Raw genomic sequence first — 19,136 nt, 5'->3', positions numbered from 1 at the left:
AACCTCTTGATTAGTGGCATTTTAGTTTTTAACAGCACTTAAAAGGCTTTAAGTGCCACAATAACAACAATAGATAAGAGATCTTAATTATGGCTTCAACAATATCAGCTGCGACGAATACTTCTGCATCGGGTGGTGAGGGTAACTACCGTTTTGCACTTGTTTCATTAACTTCATTGTTTTTTATGTGGGGTTTTATCACTTGTTTGAACGATATTCTTATTCCGCACCTTAAATCGGTATTTTCACTGAGCTATGCCGAAGCGATGTTAATTCAATTTTGCTTCTTTGGTGCCTATTTTCTAGTATCACTGCCTGCTGGTATGTTGGTTAAGAAACTGGGTTATCAAAAAGGTATTGTGACGGGATTAGTCATTGCCAGTGTTGGCTGTTTATTGTTTTATCCGGCTGCTGCCTTAGCCGTTTATGGTCTATTTTTAGGGGCTTTATTTGTACTTGCTTCCGGTATTACCATTTTACAAGTTGCCGCCAACCCATATGTCAATGCACTCGGCAGCGCTGAAACTGCATCAAGCCGATTAAATCTCACCCAAGCATTCAATGCACTCGGTACAACTGTAGCGCCATTTTTTGGTGCGGTATTAATTTTATCTGTTGCTTCAGGTGCAACCGGTGACTTAAGCCATGCTCAGGCCGAAGCGGAAGTGGTGAAATTACCTTATCTGATTTTAGCCGGTATGTTGGCGTTACTTGCGGCTATTTTTGCCAAAGTGACCTTACCTAAAATTGTTGAACACAATGAACCTGCTGATGCCGCTGGTAATATTAGTCATAATGGCAAAACCAGTGCAGTTCAGTCGTTGCACCTTGTCTTAGGTGCAGTGGGTATTTTTGTTTATGTGGGTGCTGAAGTGTCAATCGGCAGCTTTTTAGTCAGCTTCTTGGGCGAAGAAAACATTGCAGGATTGAAAGAAGCGGATGCGGCTAACTATATTGCTTATTACTGGGGCGGAGCAATGGTTGGGCGCTTTATTGGCTCTGCTGTTATGCAAAAAATTCCAGCAGGAACCGTGCTAGCATTTAATTCATTAATGGCAGCCGCTTTAGTGTTAGTGGCTATGAATACTAATGGCATGATTGCCATGTGGGCCATTCTAGCGGTTGGCTTATTTAACTCTATTATGTTTCCTACTATTTTCAGTTTAGCGCTACGTGATTTAGGCCCACATACTTCACAGGGCTCAGGCATTTTATGTTTGGCTATTGTTGGCGGCGCAATTATTCCTTTATTACAAGGTGTGATGGCTGACAGCATGGGCTTACAACCGGCGTTTATCTTACCGGTAATTTGTTACGGCTTTATTTTGTTTTACGGGGCCAAAGGCTCAAAAATGTAATTTAGGTTATATTCGTTGGGTAAAAGCCACATGACTATGCAAAGCGACCATTTAGGTCGCTTTTTTATTGCTATCAGTGGCGTAAATACCTATGATCGGCGCAATTGTGTTTCTGTTTTTCCATTGTGTCTAAATTGAGAGTGTTATGCTGACTTATTCCTTATCTGGCAGTTCTTCTGAGCTGGTGTTAAATGTGTTAACCATGGTACTAAACCAGGGCAAGCCATTAGATCGTGCCTATTCACATAACTTCTCTGGTTTACAGCTGGAGCCTGCTGAGCAGGCGCGTATTACTGTGGTTGCCGGTGATATTTTACGTCGTTTAAATCTGTATTGTTTTATTGTTGATATTGAACAGGATGAATTTGAACGTTTAGGGTCTAAATTGCTTAACGGTTGGCATCTTTTCCATGATTTAGCTTTACCCAAAATGCAATATTCATTGCAAGTTGATGAAGCCACATTGAGAGCAAACATTGAAGCGGCTAAAGCGATACCGACATTATGGGATGGTTGCCCAGAATGGTTAGATATATTAGGTGATGCGCAGTTAGGCGAAAAATGGCCTGCTGAACGTGCGGCATTAATGCAAGCCCCTAAGCGTTATATTCGCGTTAATAGCTTGAAGTGCGATCGTGAAACCCTGATGGAAAAGCTAGTCAAAGAAGGTGTTGATACTCAAATAGTTGAGTCTGTCGATAGCGCCCTTGAAGTGACATCCAATTCTGCATTATTTAGAACAGATTGCTTTCAAAAAGGGTTATTTGAGCAACAGGACGCTGGCTCGCAATTAGTTGCCGCGGCTGTGGATGCTAAACCTGGGATGCGTGTAGTAGACGCATGTGCAGGTGCAGGCGGTAAAACATTACATATAGCAGCACAAATGCAAGGTAAAGGGCGCTTATTAGCGATGGATATTGAGCAGTGGAAGCTTGATAATCTTAAAACCCGTGCTAAAAGAGCGGGTGCCCATAATGTTGAAACCCGCATTATAGCTAGCTCTAAAACCATTAAACGTTTAAAGCTGACCGCAGACCGAGTATTACTTGACGTACCTTGTTCGGGTTTAGGGGTACTAAAGCGTAATCCTGATTCAAAATGGCGTGATACAGCGGAACGTTTACCGATATTAATTGAGCTGCAAAAACAAATCATTGATAGCTACAGTCGTATGGTCAAAGTCGGTGGTATGTTGGTTTATGCGACATGCTCAATTATGCCGGATGAAAACCGCAATCAAGTTGATCGTTTTTTAGCAGATAATCCTCATTTTAGTTTAATTGATGATGAATCTATTTTGGTTTCCGAGCATGGTTTTGATGGTTTTTATATCGCCAGAATGAGCCGAGATTCAGAATAGTGTTAGGTGTAAATGCAAAATAATTTTTTACTAAAAAATAATAATTTCGAAACAAATGTTGATCATATTTAATATAATGCATACCCTTGATAGGGTACTTATGTTGAGTGTTTTAACTTGTAATTATTGTCTGTTTGGAGTTGCATGGATTTAGGTCAACCAGATACCAACCTTGTGTCCGAGTTATTATTAACCGCACAATACAAGTCCAGTATTGAACGCTATAGCACTATTTTGAATATGGTGCTTGAAGGCGTTTCATTGAGGGAGATTTTACATTCTTTGGTGTTGTTGATTGAAGCTCAGAAAATAGGTACCCGTGCATCGGTATTATTGCTCAGTGATGATGGAAAAAGACTGTTGTCCAGCGCTGCTCCTAATCTTCCAAGTGAATATAATGATGCCATTAATGGTGTGGCTATTGGCCCTAATGTTGGTTCATGTGGTACTGCTGCATATTTACAACAAAGAGTCATTGTCGAAAATATAGAAACCGATCCTAATTGGGCTGATTACAAATCTATACCCCTCAAAGTGGGGTTGAAGGCTTGCTGGTCTGAACCTATCTTTGATAGTGAGAATAATGTGTTAGGTACATTCGCTATGTATTATGACACGATAAAAGCACCTACTGCACAAGATTTAAATTTAATTCAAGAGGCGGCAAGATTAGCCAGTTTAGCCATTGAACGTAGTCGTGGCCTGCACTTACAGCGTTTGAACAGTAAGATTTTTGAAAGTTTACCTATCGCATTGGTCATTACCAATGATCAAGATGCTGTATTGTCTGCTAATCCAAGCTTTATTAAATCGACTTTACTTTATAACAGTAAACTTAAAACCTTTGACATTAAGGCTTATTTACAACATTCAGATCAAGCACTTGTTAGTGAGCTACTCGCCCACATTAACCGCGGCCATGCTTGGCTTGGAGAGTTAAAAGGGTTGAAAACCGCTGACGATATTATTGATATTGAATTGATTGTTACTGTTATCCGTGATTCGTTAACTCAGCAAAATTGTTATGCTTGGATGATTACTGATATTTCAGCGAGAAAAACAGCTGAAAAATTAATTGATTTTCAAAACCATTATGACCAACTTACCGGATTAGCAAATCGAAAGTATCTATTTAAAAAAATAGAAGCGTTAATCAACCAAAGTCAAGCTGTCCATGGGCAGTCACAATTCAGTTTGATGATTCTAGATTTGGATCATTTTAAACAAATTAATGACTCTTTAGGTTCTGATAATGGTGACGAAGTCTTATGTAGAGTTGGCAAACGACTACTTGAGGTCATTCCTGAAAACAGCTTACCTTGTCGAATCGCAGCCGATGAGTTTGCGATTGTACTACCTGGGAATCAAAGCAGTGAAAAGTTATCTGTGTTTGCTGAACAAGTTAAAGCCGTAATAGGTAAAGAAATTGCTATTAGTAACGAGCTTTTGAGCTTGAATATCAGCAGTGGATTTGCCACATTTCCCAATGACGCCACAAGTGCAGAACTCATGCTAAATTGTGCCAGTCAAGCTATGTACAATGCCAAAGCCAGTGGCCGTAATTGTCATCAGTTTTTTAATCAGGACATACAATTAGAAGCAGAGCGCACCGCCCAACTGCATTTTCATTTGAAAAAAGCCATTAGCCAAAATGAGTTCGAATTATATTATCAACCGATTGTTGAGCCTATAAGTGGAAAAATCATTAAAGCAGAGGCATTATTACGCTGGTGTCATGAAGGGAAATACATTTCCCCTGCGGAGTTTATTCCCATTGCCGAACAATCCGGTTTGATTGTTGAAATAGGTGAGTGGGTTAAAACTCAAGCTGTAATTACCGCTGTAGAATTGAAAAAGCGCAATTTGGCCATTCCAATATCGATTAATGTCTCCACCTTAGAGTTTTGGTCAGGAGACCTTCAAAAGCGCTTTTTACAGTTTTTTGATACAGTCCTTGAAACACTAAGTATTGATGTATTTCCTTATGACATGATTACCCTAGAAATTACTGAATCACTTATGATGAAACAGCAATCTGAAGTGTGCGAGGTTTTGTCGCTATTACGTAAAAGAGGCATACAAATTTCCATAGATGACTTTGGTACCGGTTATTCATCATTGTCATATTTAGTTAATTTCCCCGTCGATCAAATAAAAATAGATAAGTCTTTTATCCAACAGCTTGAGACAGACTCTCGGCATAATGCTTTGGTCGAGGCTATTGTGAGCATGAGTAAGGCACTTGATCTGACTGTTGTTGCCGAAGGGGTTGAAACTCAGAGCCAGTTAGATTTTGTCAATCAATTGAATATTCCTGCTGTTCAGGGCTATTTTTTCCATAAGCCTATGTCTAAAAATGCCTTTTTAAAATTGATATAATCTTATTAATTTTTATTGATAAGTATCTATTATCTCTCCGACCTGATTAAGCCTATATTTAACGGGCGTCTGTCTTGTTGCTTTTATCATATGCAGAGCAATTCTCTCACTGATTTGAGCTAATTGGCGTTGTACTTTTTTAGTTAAAAAAATACCGCTATAAATAGCGGTATTTTCAAAACCAGATACTTAAGTTAGTTTATAAAGACAGTAAACTTTTAGGATCAGTAAATGTAAGTGAGAGTGCTTCAGCCACTTCTTTACACACTATCTTTCCATGCATGACATTCAAACCATTTAGGAAGTTTTTGTCATTTAATAATGCTTGCTTATACCCTTGATTCGCTAACTTAATGATATAAGGTAAAGTGGCATTATTTAATGCAAAAGTTGACGTACGTGCAACCGCACCAGGCATGTTAGCGACACAGTAATGAACTACATCATCAACGATATAAGTTGGGTCTTGGTGAGTGGTTGCATGAGAAGTTTCTACACAGCCACCTTGGTCAATAGCAACGTCAACAATGGCACTGCCAGGCTTCATACGTTTAACCATGTCTTTGGTGATAAGTTTAGGCGCCGCAGCACCAGGAACTAATACACCGCCAATCACTAAGTCAGCTTCAAGTACATGGCGCTCAATAGCATCTGCTGTAGAGTAAATCGCTTTGACTGCTGAGCCAAATTGAACATTTAAGCGACGAAGAGCATCAATGCTGCGGTCAAGAACAACCACATCAGCACCCATGCCAACAGCCATTTGTGCAGCATTAGTGCCGACCATACCGCCGCCAATAATCACAACTTTCGCTGGCTCAACACCTGGTACACCACCAAGTAACATGCCACGGCCACCAAGTGACTTCTCTAGTGCACGGGCACCAGCTTGTATAGACATACGACCAGCAACTTCAGACATAGGTGCAAGTAGTGGCAAGCCACCACGGTCATCTGTAACGGTTTCGTAAGCAATACATACAGCGCCACTTTTAACGAGATCTTCAGTTTGTGCTAGATCTGGTGCAAGGTGTAAATAAGTAAATAGAATTTGGTCGTGGCGTAACATGGCACGCTCAATCGCTTGTGGCTCTTTTACTTTTACGATCATGTCAGCTTTAGCAAAAATTTCAGCAGCCGTTGCTGAAATAACAGCACCTGCGTCGATATAATCTTGATCGGTAAAGCCAATACCAACACCAGCATCAGATTGAACAAAAACATCATGACCTTTGATAGTCAATTCACGAACACTTGAAGGAACCATGCCAACACGGTATTCGTGGTTTTTGATTTCTGTTGGAACACCAATAATCATTTTTGAGCCTCGATTAGAATTGTACTCGTAGGATAGACGAGTAATTTTATTATTAATTATTTACCCTGAACGTGCTTGTTTCAGAGAACTCTAGTATAGTACTGCTTAAGTAGTTTATCCTGCTGAAGTTTGATAATAAAAAGATACAAATGTCGTTTAAGTGTTAAATTAGAGTTTAAAATATGGCTAACAATAAAAACTATTCAATAAAAGATTTGGACCGGATTGATAGAAACATTTTGAATGAACTCCAAGTGGATGGTCGTATTTCAAATGTCGAACTGTCTAAACGTGTTGGTCTTAGCCCAACACCTTGTTTAGAAAGGGTTAAACGTCTTGAAAAACAAGGATATATAAATGGGTACACGGCATTAGTTAATCCACACTATTTGGGTGCATCTTTATTGGTATTTGTTGAAATCACCTTAAATCGTGATACACCCGATATTTTTGATCGTTTTAATCGAGCGGTTCAACTACTCGATGATATTCAAGAGTGTCATTTAGTCTCCGGCGACTTTGACTATTTGCTTAAAACGCGGGTACCCGATATGTCTGCTTATCGTCGTTTATTGGGCGAAACTCTGCTTAAACTACCTTCAGTTTCTGATACACGTACATACGTGGTGATGGAAGAAGTTAAGCAAACCAATAAAGTTGCCCTAAATTTATTGGTGGATTAATCGTTATTATTGATTTCACGTTAAGATGACGTACTACATTAGTGAGTCAGAAAAAGAAACAGTAACAGAATTAGTCGTCGAACTGGCTAATTCTGTTTATTAATTATCCATTCTTAATCATTCCTTAATTCAAGCGATTAAATCCTATTCACATTCAATTGAGCTTATGTCGTACTCAGTGCATAATCACTGATAACACAGACTAATTCTGTTATATTCTGTAATATTAATCTCTCTAATTTTTTATGGATGATTCCTTTGACTCAGGGAAACAATTTAAAAACACTCAGTGGACTGCAGCGACTGCTTGAAGGCGGTTTAATTCTTTGCTGTATGGTCGCCACCTACATTCTGTTGGCGTTGTCTAGCTTTAGCCCGAATGATCCGGGTTGGAGTCAATCGCATTTTCAAGGTGAAATACACAATTGGACCGGCGCTGTTGGCGCATGGACTGCTGATGTTTTATTTTATTTTTTTGGTTTTATCGCCTACACCATTCCGGTCATTATTGCTGCCACCGGATGGTTCTTTTTTAACCGCTCGCATAGATTGCTTGAGGTGGATTATTTTTCAGTAGGTTTGCGTATTATTGGTTTCATGTTAATGGTACTCGCGCTTGCTGCTATGGTGAGCATGAATGTCGATGACATTTATGTCTTTTCTGCCGGTGGAGTCGCGGGTGATGTCATTAGTCAAGCCATGCTGCCTTATTTTAGTATATTAGGTACCACGTTATTATTACTGTGTTTTATCGGTGCGGGATTTACCCTCGCCACAGGAATTAGCTGGCTAACGATTATTGAATTGCTTGGCCGTGGCGTTATTTGGTTAGTAAAGAAGATATGGCAATTACCGAAAGTGTTCAAACGTGAACGTGAAACCGAAGATACACGTGGTTTTATGTCTGTTGTAGATAAGTTTAAGCAACGCCGTGACAGTGGGTTTGACGATGAGTTGTCACATTCTTTTACCGCTAATGTTGATGAAAAGAAAACCGCTTCATCACGAAATATCCAAAGTTTACTTAAAGCAGATAAATCACATTCTGAATTAAATCAAAAAACTTCTAACGTATTTGATGCTGACAAGTCATCAACTGATGAAGATAGTCCAACACCAACAATAGAGAAAAAGCGCAGTATTTTTAGTCGTAAAATAAAACCTGAGCCGCTTGAGCCTAAAGTTGAGTCTGAAATAAATGAAGATGACGATGATGAACGCTTGGAACCTAAAATGTTCCAACAGGACATTAATGATTTAGACCCGTCTTTTACCTCTTGGTCTGAAGACGATGAAGTCAGAACCCCGAGTTTTTCGGCTATTGATGATTTGGATGATGATCTTGACGATGATTTAGATGAATCTAATGATGACATCGAATTTACACCAGTACATTCTACTGGTGCGTTAGTTGCTCAACAGCAACCTAAAAAAGAAGCCAAAATTGTAGATGGCATTGTGCTTATTGATGGTCAAACACTTCAACAAGCCAAAAAACCGATGACTTTATTGCCCAGTATCAGTTTATTAGATGTGCCAGATAGAAAGAAAAACCCGATTAGTGAAGAAGAATTAGAGCAAGTTGCGCGATTAGTGGAAATGAAGTTAGCCGATTTTAATATTATCGCTAACGTTGTAGGTGTGTATCCTGGCCCTGTTGTGACACGTTTTGAACTCGAACTTGCACCGGGAGTGAAGGCCTCAAAAATCACTAATTTGTCAAAAGATTTAGCGCGCTCATTATTGTCAGAAAATGTCCGTGTTGTGGAAGTTATTCCAGGTAAAGCCTATGTCGGTATAGAGTTACCTAACAAGTTCCGTGAAACTGTGTACATGCGAGATGTATTAGACAGCGATGCTTTTAGAGACAGTAAATCAACCTTATCTATGGTGCTCGGCCAGGATATTTCCGGCGAGCCTGTCATTGTCGATTTAGGTAAGATGCCACACTTATTGGTAGCGGGTACCACAGGCTCGGGTAAATCAGTAGGCGTAAACGTGATGATCACCAGCTTATTGTATAAGTCTGGTCCTGATGACGTGCGCTTTATTATGATCGATCCTAAGATGCTTGAATTGTCAGTTTATGAAGGCATCCCACACTTACTGTGTGAAGTGGTAACCGATATGAAAGAAGCCGCCAATGCACTGCGTTGGTGTGTGGGCGAAATGGAACGTCGTTATAAATTGATGTCGGCTTTAGGGGTGCGTAATTTAAAAGGTTACAACATCAAAATTAAAGAAGCCGCAGCCAGAGGGGAATATATTCCGGATCCGCTTTGGAAGCAGTCTGAAAGCATGCTGGATGAAGCTCCGCCATTAGATAAATTACCTGCAATTGTAGTTGTGGTCGATGAATTTGCCGATATGATTATGATAGTGGGTAAAAAAGTGGAAGAACTGATTGCTCGTATAGCCCAGAAAGCTCGAGCTGCCGGTATTCATCTTATTTTGGCCACCCAGCGCCCATCGGTAGATGTTATTACTGGTTTGATTAAAGCTAATATACCCACTCGAATCGCATTCCAGGTATCGTCTCGAATCGACTCTAGAACCATTTTAGATCAACAAGGCGCTGAAACCTTATTGGGTATGGGCGACATGTTATATCTACCGCCAGGTACAAGTGTACCAAATCGCGTCCATGGTGCTTTTATTGATGATCATGAAGTTCATAAAGTGGTTGCCGATTGGTGCGAGCGTGGTAAGCCTCAATATGTTCAAGAAATTTTGAACGGTATCTCAGATGGAGAACAAGTGCTTTTACCTGGTGAGACCGGTGACTCAGATGATGAGTTAGATGCACTTTATGATGATGCGGTTGCGTTTGTCACAGAAACTCGACGAGGGTCTATTTCAAGTGTGCAACGTAAATTCAAAATTGGTTATAACCGAGCAGCACGAATTATTGAATCAATGGAAGCGCAAGGGATTGTTAGCTCGCAAGGGCATAACGGAAATCGTGAAGTATTGGCGCCACCGCCACCAAGAAATTAGTAGGAATTTGTATGCTATTTATGCGCACGACCATGATTGCAGCGACAGTAATGGCTTTATTAAGCAGCCACAGTGTAATGGCTGACGATGCCAATGCACTGCGAGCCAAGCTCACTAATATTGACAACTTACACGCTAAGTTTGAACAGAAAGTAACTGATGTAAATCAAAAGCTTATTCAATCTGGTAGCGGTATTTTCGCTTTGTCTTACCCGAATAAATTTTATTGGCACTTAACTGAACCTGATGAATCATTGATTGTAGCCGATGGCCTCAGTGTATGGATATATAATCCATTTGCAGAAGAAGTCACTGTGATGGATGTATCACAAGCGGTCGATGCTTCACCGATAGCGCTGTTAGTTCATCGTGATGAAGCTACATGGTCGCAATATAATGTGGCTAAGGCGGGTAACAAAGCTAATTGTTTTAATATTTCACCTAAAGAAGCCCGTGGTAATGTTGTGGCGGTTGCTGTGTGTTTTAAAGGTAAGCAACTGTCGGCGTTTGATTTAACCGATGAGCAAGGCAATTTAAGTCAGTTTATGCTGACAGAGCAACGTCCTGTTTCGCCATCTGAAAAAACATTATTTAAGTTTGCCATTCCTGAAAATGTTGATATTGACGATCAACGTTTAAAGCAGATCCAATAACTTAAGGTGGCAAATCTCGGTTTTGATTTCGCCCCTGATTTTCGCCCTCTTGCGGCGAGAATGCGGCCGCGTGAAATTAGCGAATACATAGGTCAAAAACATCTATTAGGTGAAGGGCAACCCTTACGTAAAGCATTAGAGGCTAATCGTGCCCATTCAATGTTGTTGTGGGGGCCACCCGGAACCGGTAAAACCACCTTGGCCGAAATTATTGCCCATTATGCTAATGCCCACGTTGAACGTATTTCTGCGGTGACATCAGGTGTAAAAGACATCCGTGCTGCTATTGAGCAAGCCAAAGCAATTGCTCAAAGTCGTGGTCAACGCACATTGTTGTTTGTTGATGAAGTACATCGATTCAATAAAAGTCAGCAAGATGCATTTTTACCTTTTATTGAAGATGGTACGGTGATTTTTATTGGGGCAACCACTGAAAATCCCTCTTTTGAAATCAATAATGCTTTATTATCACGCGCGCGCGTTTATCTTATTAATCGGTTAGCCGATGACGAGATTATTCAAATAGCTCAGCAAGCATTAATGGATGATGAGCGTGGATTGGGTAAAAGGCAGCTTCAATTATCTAATAAGGTCGCTAAATCACTGGCTCAAATATGTGATGGCGATGCCCGAAAAGCGCTTAACTTAATTGAGTTAATGAGTGATTTAGTTGCAGATAAGGGCGAATTTACTCTTGATATGCTCACCCAAGTTGCCGGCCATCAAGTGGCAGGGTATGACAAAAATGGCGATCAATTTTACGATTTAATTTCTGCAGTACATAAATCTGTTCGTGGCTCAGCACCAGATGCTGCTTTATATTGGTTTTGTCGTATTCTTGAGGGCGGCGGCGACCCTTTATATGTCGCTAGGCGTCTTCTTGCTATTGCATCTGAGGATATTGGTAATGCCGATCCTATGGCAATGACAGTTGCGTTAAATGCATGGGATTGCTTTCATCGCTTAGGCCCTGCTGAAGGAGAGCGTGCTATAGCCCAAGCGGTACTTTATTTAGCCAGCGCGCCTAAAAGTAATGCTGTTTACACCGCATTTAAACAAGCCAGAGAGCTTGCAAAACAAACTGGCCATGAACCTGTGCCCAACCATTTGCGTAATGCTCCGACTCAATTAATGAAAAATATTGGTTTTGGCGAAGAATATCGCTATGCCCATGATGAGCCTGGTGCATTTGCTGCGGGCGAGAATTATTTGCCTCAATCTTTGCACAACAGCCATTTTTATCAACCTACAGACCGCGGTTTTGAAAAACGCATCCAAGATAAATTAGCCAGTCTTGAGCAGCGAAATTATCAAAGTGGGCGTAAACGTTATGACTAATATTCTTTTCGTGGCGTTAGGTGGGTCAATTGGTGCTGTTTTACGCTATCTTATTTCAATTTTTATGATCCAAGTATTTGGAAGCAGTTTTCCTTTTGGTACACTGTTGGTCAATGTATTAGGATCGTTTTTAATGGGAATAGTTTATGCCCTTGGGCAGCTAAGCCATTTAAGTCCTGAGGTAAAGTCACTCGTTGGTGTCGGCTTACTTGGGGCATTAACTACCTTTTCTACTTTCTCCAATGAAACCTTATTGCTGATGCAGCAGGGTTTATGGTTTAAAAGTATGCTTAATGTGTTGCTGAATGTATCACTGTGTTTATTCATGGTGTATTTAGGTCAGCAACTGATTTTTTCACGCGTTTAACTAAAAAGAACTAACAACATGCTAGATCCAAAATTTTTGCGTAACGAACTAGAAGTCACAGCTGAGCGATTAGCTACCCGAGGTTTTACTTTAGATGTAAAACACCTATCCACATTAGAAGATAAGCGGAAAACGCTACAAGTTGAAACAGAAGAGCTACAAGCTTCTCGTAACGCGATGTCTAAGTCGATAGGTCAAGCAAAAGCTCGTGGTGAAGATACCAGTTCGATCATGGCGCAAGTAGGTGATTTAGGTGCCCAGTTAGACGCTAAGAAAACGGAACTAACCGCGTTATTGCAAGAGTTAAACTTAATTGCAATGAGCTTACCTAACTTACCTGATGATGCTGTTCCACATGGTGCAGATGAAAACGATAACCTTGAGGTTAGACGTTGGGGTACACCTAACGTTTTTGATTTTGAGATAAAAGACCACATTGATTTAGGTGAGTCATTAGGCGGGTTAGATTTTAAAAGTGCGGTTAAAATTACCGGTTCACGTTTTATTATCATGCGTGGTCAAATAGCCCGTTTAAATCGTGCTCTAGGTCAATTTATGCTAGATCTACACACCAATGAGCATGGATATATCGAAACATATGTACCGTTATTGGTCAACGAAGACAGCTTATTAGGCACAGGCCAGTTACCTAAGTTTGGTGAAGATTTATTTCACACCAAGCCTGCAACTGAAGAAGCACAAAGCTTATCTTTGATCCCAACAGCCGAAGTCCCGCTAACTAACTTGGTGCGTGACACGATTGTTGATGAAGCCGAATTACCGATAAAAATGACGGCTTTAACAGCGTGTTTCAGAAGTGAAGCAGGCTCATACGGTCGTGATACCCGAGGTTTAATTCGTCAGCACCAATTTGATAAAGTTGAATTAGTGCAAATTGTTCACCCAGACCATTCAATGGCCGCATTAGATGAGTTAACTAAACATGCTGAAAGTATTTTAGAAGCGCTCGAACTACCTTACCGTACAGTTATATTGTGTACTGGTGACATGGGCTTTGGCGCAAGTAAAACATTCGACATTGAAGTGTGGTTACCTGCACAAAATACTTATCGCGAGATTTCTTCTTGTTCAAATATGAAGGACTTCCAAGCCCGTCGAATGCAGGCTAGATATCGTAATAAAGTGGATAATAAGCCTGCCTTATTACATACATTAAATGGGTCTGGTTTAGCGGTTGGACGTACTTTAGTGGCAGTATTAGAAAATTATCAAAATGCAGATGGTACTATTACAGTGCCTGCAGTATTGCGTCCATATATGGGTGGTTTAGCCGTTATTGGTTAACAGATACAATTAATCCTCAGTAATCATTAGTGACATGGTTATTGAGGGTAAGTGCTTGGGAAAGTACGACTATGGCGCCTAGGCGTAATGATAATAATAAAAGTAGAATTTACTCGTTAGTGATGTTGTTTTTCGGTGCGTTAGTAATGTTTCAATTTGCTCAAGCACTGTTCATTGTTATTGAAAATGGCTTCAAACTTTAAAGCCGAAATATAAAAGCCTCTTTGATAAATCAATGAGGCTTTTTGTTATTCACTAACATATTCAACTGAAGTGACAAGGTAAGAAACTATAAAATGGCATATACATACAAGATTTTGTATCCTACGCATCGACTTTTTTAGAAAGTTACTCTGTTAAAGTTGCATTCAGTGAAGAGTAACTTATAAAGAATATAAATTGTGCTTATATTAAAATCGGATTGCTAATAGGGTAATGTGAACTAGGTTCTTAATGCGGTATCATGATCGGCCGTCACACCTAAATCGGTTAATAATCCATTATTAATTCCATAAATCCAGCCATGAACAGAGACATTTTGACCTCTATCCCAAGCTTCCTGGACTATTGTGGATGTGGTAACGTTAGCCACTTGCTCGATGACGTTTAGTTCACAAAGACGGTCAAAACGCGCGGTTTCATTTAAACCGGTTAATTCATCTTGATGAATACGATGGATGTCGCGTAAATGCCCTAACCAGTTATCAATTAAACCAAGACGTTGATTTTGCATAGCCGCCTTTACACCACCACAACCATAATGCCCAACGACCATAATATGCTTAACTTTTAAAACGTCCACCGCATATTGTAAGACGGATAAACAGTTAAGATCGGTATGGATTACCATATTGGCAATATTACGATGGACAAAGACTTCACCCGGCATCAAATCAATAATTTGATTGGATGGAACACGGCTGTCGGAACACCCAATCCAAAGGTATTCAGGATTCTGTTGATTGGCCAGTTTTTGGAAAAAGGTTGGATCTTCTTGATTAATACGCTCAGCCCAGCGGCGATTATTATCAAATAAAGGTTTTAGCAGTTTCATAAAGTGTCACATATCATTGTTAATAATAGATATGCTGAATGCCTAGGTTTAATTTTATAACGAGTATATCAGTAAAGCACGGTAATCTGGTCTATCCAATTAACCAATAATCTGTTTGATTGATAGAATTGTTAATTTATAAAAAAGACGAAGTAAAATAATTACTTCGCCTTTAAAACAATATAACAAGCCCGATTTACTTATCTTGAGCTGGGCGCCACTCTTGCCATTCTTTATCCATGCTGTTTTGTAGCAAAAACTCAGTTGAGGGTGAAATCTTATTTAAATCAGTTGTGATGTCCTTGGTCGCTACTGAAATTCCTCCTGACAGTAGAGTTTCAAGAGAACCTGTTTCAATTTGTGCTCCTGAAAAAATACCTACTTCAAGCTTAATTCCTGATGCATCCCAAAACTGGCTGCTGGTATTAACAAGGTGAGCATACTCTTGACGGATATGAGTAAACATAGTGACTTGTTGGCCTGTACTTGATAGCTCGTAAGCATCGATTTGGCCGATAGCTATACCTCTGAAGAATAGAGGCGTGCCGACTTTAATTGACCCCAATTGATTATCGATTAAGGTAAAGCTAACGGCATCTTTAGGGCGGTTAGCATCATAGCGAACAGCCATTTTTGCTTCAAACTGGTCGCTAGTAATATTAGATGCCCCCGGCAATACACCAATATATGCACCCGTGATTAGCGTATCAACATTTTTTATACCAGCAAGCGAGATTTGTGCTTCAACAACAAAATATTCAGAATCTTGTTTACTAAAGTGCTTAGCATACTCTCCATATAAATAAGCCGTGGCATGCTGTTGAGATAAATCCTTGGCTAACTTAACCTGCTTCACTTCACCTATTTGATGACCACGAAAGCGGATAGGGGAGTTAGATTCAATTTTAGCATTGGCCGGTAGAACAATAGAAATCGGTTTGGCCTGAGTTAAGGCTAAATGTTGATTGTCAAAAAGTTGATTATTAAATACTATCTTGTCTTGTGTTGATAACGTTTTAGTATCAACTGTTCGAAATAGCTCATCATCAATAAAACCGAGTGAAATACTGCCTTTAATTGCCCCTGCAAGCGGTGCAACGTCAATTTTGACACCAGCCAAACTTGCATTCACTGTCACAGCATCATTACGCCAGAATACCGTCCTAGGTTGTAGTAATTGCTTAAACTGCTGCTCAATAGATAAATGCAATGCAAATAAATCTCCTTTTGCTTGCCACTCCATTTTTGTAATCTTGCCTATAGGCATTTTTTTGTAATAAATTGGAGCACCTTCACTTAAGCCTGCTCCATCTTGGCTTACAATAGTCAATTTAATTTTTTGTTGTTCAGCAAATAACTGCTGAGCTGTATCAATACTAGTATAAATGGTAAATGAACTACCTGACTTGACGGTTTCCTTAGCATGACTGGGGACTAATGTTACTGCTCCTTCAAGTAATGTTGTTAAATCACGTGTTTCAAATTTAACCCCATCTAAGGATGCGTCTAATTTGATTGCCTGTTCGCTTACAAAAAAACTTCCTTGAGTAATAAGTGATTTAAATTCGGGATAAATTTCAGCCTGATACTTAACCGCACTAAAATCTTCAGTCAATTGGGTCGAAATAATTTTACCTATTGGTAGTTGTTTATACCTGACCTGGGCTCCAATACTCATACCAGTGTGTGAGTCTGAGGTTAAGTTTATTAATAACTTCTGCTGTTTTAGTAGATCTGGGGCCTTAGTTTCAAGCGGATAACTTGAAGGTATTGCTGCAGAGGAGGTGCCAGGTAAAATATTAATCACATTGCCTGTCACTAGGCGTGATAGATTCTTCACTCCAGCAAAAGAAATGTCCGCACCGGCGATCCAAAATCGAGAATCCGCTGCTAATAATGAGCGATATTGCAATTCAATTGCAGCCTGTAACGATACTCCTGTGTCAGTTAAAGCAAGTTTTTCAACTTTACCGACAGTAACGCCCCTATAAACCAAGCTCGCATTTTCGCTAATATCCTCGGCATTCAGTAAGTGCAGATTAAACACTAAACCGCCATTGGCATGCTCTTCGTCTTCAAATAAACTAAAAATATCCCCATTCTCAGCTTGAGTGGTTTCACTGCCGGTATTAAAACTAATGCCACCCGCTAGAATTGAAGCAAGACTTTCGGTATTGATTTTGACCCCAGATAATGAGGCATCAATACTGAGGCCAGATGCATTCCAAAAGCGAGAGTCAGAGTGGACTAAATGCGAATATTGCTCCTGAATAAAGGCGCTAATAATAACATTTGAGCTACCTGATAATCGATAACCAACAATACTACCAACGGGTATTTGTCGATAAAAGATAGATGAACCTACATCAATAGAGCCAAGTTTATCGGTATGAAGCTCAATAACCATACCTTCACTACCAGGAGTTATAGCTGGTGCTTCTCGCTGTGCTTCAAAATTAGTGCGTGATTTACCATCTCCAGGTTGAATGGCAATATAATTACCCGAAAATAGTGTTTCAAGCCCTTCAACACCAGTAATACTGGCTTTGGGTTTAACTAACCAAAACTGGGTGTTTTTGTTCAAAAAAGGATCTGCACGATAATCCATAATGACTTTTACATTTACGCCATTAAGATCTTCATCAATGCTGACATCTGTGACTTTACCCACTGCTAACCCTTGATATTTTACTAAGGTTTTACCAATATCAATGCCTGCAGCACTCGGAAAGTGGATATTTATTTCTATACCTGATTCTTTAATACTTTTAATTCCAAGCCAAGCGCCAAGTACTAAAGCAACAATAGGAAGTAACCAGATAGGAGAAAATAGTTTTTTCTTTACAACTTTTGGCGATTCAATTTGCGTCATTATGAGTTTCCAAGCGGTCCCAAAGTAAGCGAGTGTCCAGCACTTTTGCTGCGAGTTGTGTGAGTAATATTACTAATGCAAAGGCAGTTGCAGCAGGGGCGGGTTTTGCATCTAATAGTTGGCCCATATTCACTAATGCCACAGTGAGTGAGATAACAAATAGATCTAACATTGACCAGCGCCCAATCCATTCAATTATGTGAAAACCGATCATCATTTTCCGTTTAGAAATAGGAATATTAAAACTGATGGCACATAAATACAGCCCTAATCCACATATTTTAAGCCAAGGTACGAGAATACTGGCAGTAAAAACTATGATGGCAATCGGGTAAAGACCTAAATGCACAAGATGTGCAATGCCGCTAAATATTGTGTCGTTAGTCACTACACCACGATTGGTTAATAAGGTAATGGGGTAAATGTTCGCGAGGACCAGCAGAATGGTTGCCGTGACCAATAAAGCCCAACTTTGTTGAATACTAGCATAATTTCTGGTATTCAACCGTGAATGACAGCGACTACAATTTTGCTCAGTTATCGGATTAACTTTTTTGCACACCAGACATAAACACACCCCCATTTTCTGCCCCTGAGGCGCTAAAGAGGTTAATTGATTAGCTGATTCAACTTCTGCTTGTGGCAAAGTCGCATGAGTGACTTGATTATTATCAGTCATTCACAAAACTCCACATATGCTCAAGATTATATTCACGCTGTAAAAATAGGATAGATAAGAATAATAAACAAAAGCTTAATGTTCCCATGCCGAAATAAACATCAGAAAAGTCAGATAGTTGAAATGCTGAGACTAAAAAACTAATCACATAAATTTCAAGCATTGTTAATTGAGAAAGCAAGCCATGATTTTTGAGTAGGCTGCGGAACGTTTGCTGCCAAAAAGAAGAGGTTAAATTAAACTTTATAATTAACACTTGAAATAGAATAGATAAGACTAACAACGCAGGCGCGGCAACCGCAGATGCTATGACGGCTAAACCTACAATCCAGTATCCCTGTTCCCATACCGCTACAGCAGATTCAAAAACGGTGGTGGTACGAATACTGCCTAAAAAGTTAATTTCAAGTACAGGTAACAAATTAGCAGGTAAAAATAAAATAAGTGAAGTGATACATAAAGCTAAAAGACCGTTTATAGAGCAATAGGGTGTGTCATACAGTGCTGTATCGCATCGCGGACACAGCGCCCTGACATTAGAAGGCAATGCGCGCTTACGAATAACTAAATCGCATGAGCGACAAAGAATGACTGCTTTAAATAGCTTAGGCTCTGGCATTATGTTTATTATTTAAATTTTCCTTATCATTAAGCTGCTTATATTATACGACATTTAAAAATTTAATGAGCAAAATCGAACAAAATCATAAAACAAGTCAATTATTATGTTAATGACTATTGCGTATTACCCTTTAACTATGTCAATCTTGGCA

14 protein-coding genes are annotated in these 19,136 nt (G+C 39.7%); 9 read left to right on the top strand and 5 right to left on the bottom strand.

Annotated elements, in window-relative coordinates; translation table 11 throughout:
* The first annotated feature begins 89 nt into the window (after window positions 1-89).
* The 3 genes from FJ709_RS10720 to FJ709_RS10710 all read left to right on the top strand — a co-directional run bounded on the left by FJ709_RS10720 (window position 90) and on the right by FJ709_RS10710 (window position 5,097).
* Entirely contained in the window at window positions 90-1,358 is a 1,269-nt protein-coding gene (locus tag FJ709_RS10720; protein WP_226410054.1) for a sugar MFS transporter, read from the top strand.
* Window positions 1,359-1,503: 145 nt separating this feature from the next.
* Entirely contained in the window at window positions 1,504-2,718 is a 1,215-nt protein-coding gene (locus FJ709_RS10715; protein ID WP_226410053.1) for an RsmB/NOP family class I SAM-dependent RNA methyltransferase, read from the top strand.
* 144 nt (window positions 2,719-2,862) lie between these two features.
* A complete protein-coding gene (locus tag FJ709_RS10710) occupies window positions 2,863-5,097 on the top strand; it encodes a sensor domain-containing phosphodiesterase (RefSeq protein WP_226410052.1) in 2,235 nt (744 codons plus the stop codon).
* 199 nt (window positions 5,098-5,296) lie between these two features.
* Here the strand turns inward: FJ709_RS10710 and ald are convergent, their stop codons facing one another.
* Window positions 5,297-6,415 (bottom strand): alanine dehydrogenase, encoded by a 1,119-nt coding sequence (ald, locus tag FJ709_RS10705; protein WP_226410051.1) that lies wholly within the window; start codon window positions 6,413-6,415, stop codon window positions 5,297-5,299.
* A gap of 182 nt (window positions 6,416-6,597) precedes the next feature.
* On the opposite strand from ald, the gene lrp reads away from it, so the two are divergent.
* From lrp to serS, 6 genes are all read left to right on the top strand, one after another.
* Window positions 6,598-7,098, top strand: a complete 501-nt coding sequence (gene lrp / locus FJ709_RS10700; protein ID WP_226410050.1) for a leucine-responsive transcriptional regulator Lrp — start codon at window positions 6,598-6,600, stop codon at window positions 7,096-7,098.
* 258 nt (window positions 7,099-7,356) lie between these two features.
* Window positions 7,357-10,095, top strand: coding sequence for a DNA translocase FtsK (locus FJ709_RS10695; RefSeq protein ID WP_226410049.1), 2,739 nt, complete (start codon window positions 7,357-7,359; stop codon window positions 10,093-10,095).
* 20 nt (window positions 10,096-10,115) lie between these two features.
* Window positions 10,116-10,748, top strand: coding sequence for an outer membrane lipoprotein chaperone LolA (lolA, locus tag FJ709_RS10690; RefSeq protein ID WP_226415935.1), 633 nt, complete (start codon window positions 10,116-10,118; stop codon window positions 10,746-10,748).
* A gap of 6 nt (window positions 10,749-10,754) precedes the next feature.
* Window positions 10,755-12,086: a replication-associated recombination protein A gene (locus FJ709_RS10685; protein WP_226410048.1), complete on the top strand. Its 1,332-nt coding sequence runs from the start codon at window positions 10,755-10,757 to the stop codon at window positions 12,084-12,086.
* Window positions 12,079-12,453, top strand: coding sequence for a fluoride efflux transporter CrcB (crcB, locus tag FJ709_RS10680; protein WP_226410047.1), 375 nt, complete (start codon window positions 12,079-12,081; stop codon window positions 12,451-12,453). The genes FJ709_RS10685 and crcB overlap by 8 nt, the downstream gene beginning before the upstream one ends.
* Before the next feature lie 18 nt (window positions 12,454-12,471).
* The gene (serS, locus tag FJ709_RS10675; protein WP_226410046.1) at window positions 12,472-13,758 is read left to right on the top strand and encodes a serine--tRNA ligase; all 1,287 of its coding nucleotides are present in this window, start codon (window positions 12,472-12,474) and stop codon (window positions 13,756-13,758) included.
* Window positions 13,759-14,200: 442 nt separating this feature from the next.
* On the opposite strand, the gene can is transcribed toward serS, so the two are convergent.
* The 4 genes from can to FJ709_RS10655 all read right to left on the bottom strand — a co-directional run bounded on the left by can (window position 14,201) and on the right by FJ709_RS10655 (window position 18,982).
* Window positions 14,201-14,812, bottom strand: a complete 612-nt coding sequence (gene can / locus FJ709_RS10670; protein ID WP_226410045.1) for a carbonate dehydratase — start codon at window positions 14,810-14,812, stop codon at window positions 14,201-14,203.
* A gap of 196 nt (window positions 14,813-15,008) precedes the next feature.
* Window positions 15,009-17,684 carry a PqiB family protein gene (locus tag FJ709_RS10665; RefSeq protein ID WP_226410044.1) on the bottom strand — a complete coding sequence of 892 codons (2,676 nt, stop codon included), beginning with the start codon at window positions 17,682-17,684 and terminating at the stop codon, window positions 15,009-15,011.
* Window positions 17,671-18,267, bottom strand: coding sequence for a paraquat-inducible protein A (locus tag FJ709_RS10660; RefSeq protein ID WP_226415933.1), 597 nt, complete (start codon window positions 18,265-18,267; stop codon window positions 17,671-17,673). The genes FJ709_RS10665 and FJ709_RS10660 overlap by 14 nt, the downstream gene beginning before the upstream one ends.
* A gap of 88 nt (window positions 18,268-18,355) precedes the next feature.
* Window positions 18,356-18,982, bottom strand: coding sequence for a paraquat-inducible protein A (locus FJ709_RS10655; protein WP_226410043.1), 627 nt, complete (start codon window positions 18,980-18,982; stop codon window positions 18,356-18,358).
* Between the last annotated feature and the right edge of the window lie 154 nt (window positions 18,983-19,136).

This window comes from Shewanella glacialimarina, from assembly GCF_020511155.1.
Taxonomy (GTDB): domain Bacteria; phylum Pseudomonadota; class Gammaproteobacteria; order Enterobacterales; family Shewanellaceae; genus Shewanella; species Shewanella glacialimarina.
This window is presented reverse-complemented; position numbering and strand designations above follow the sequence as displayed.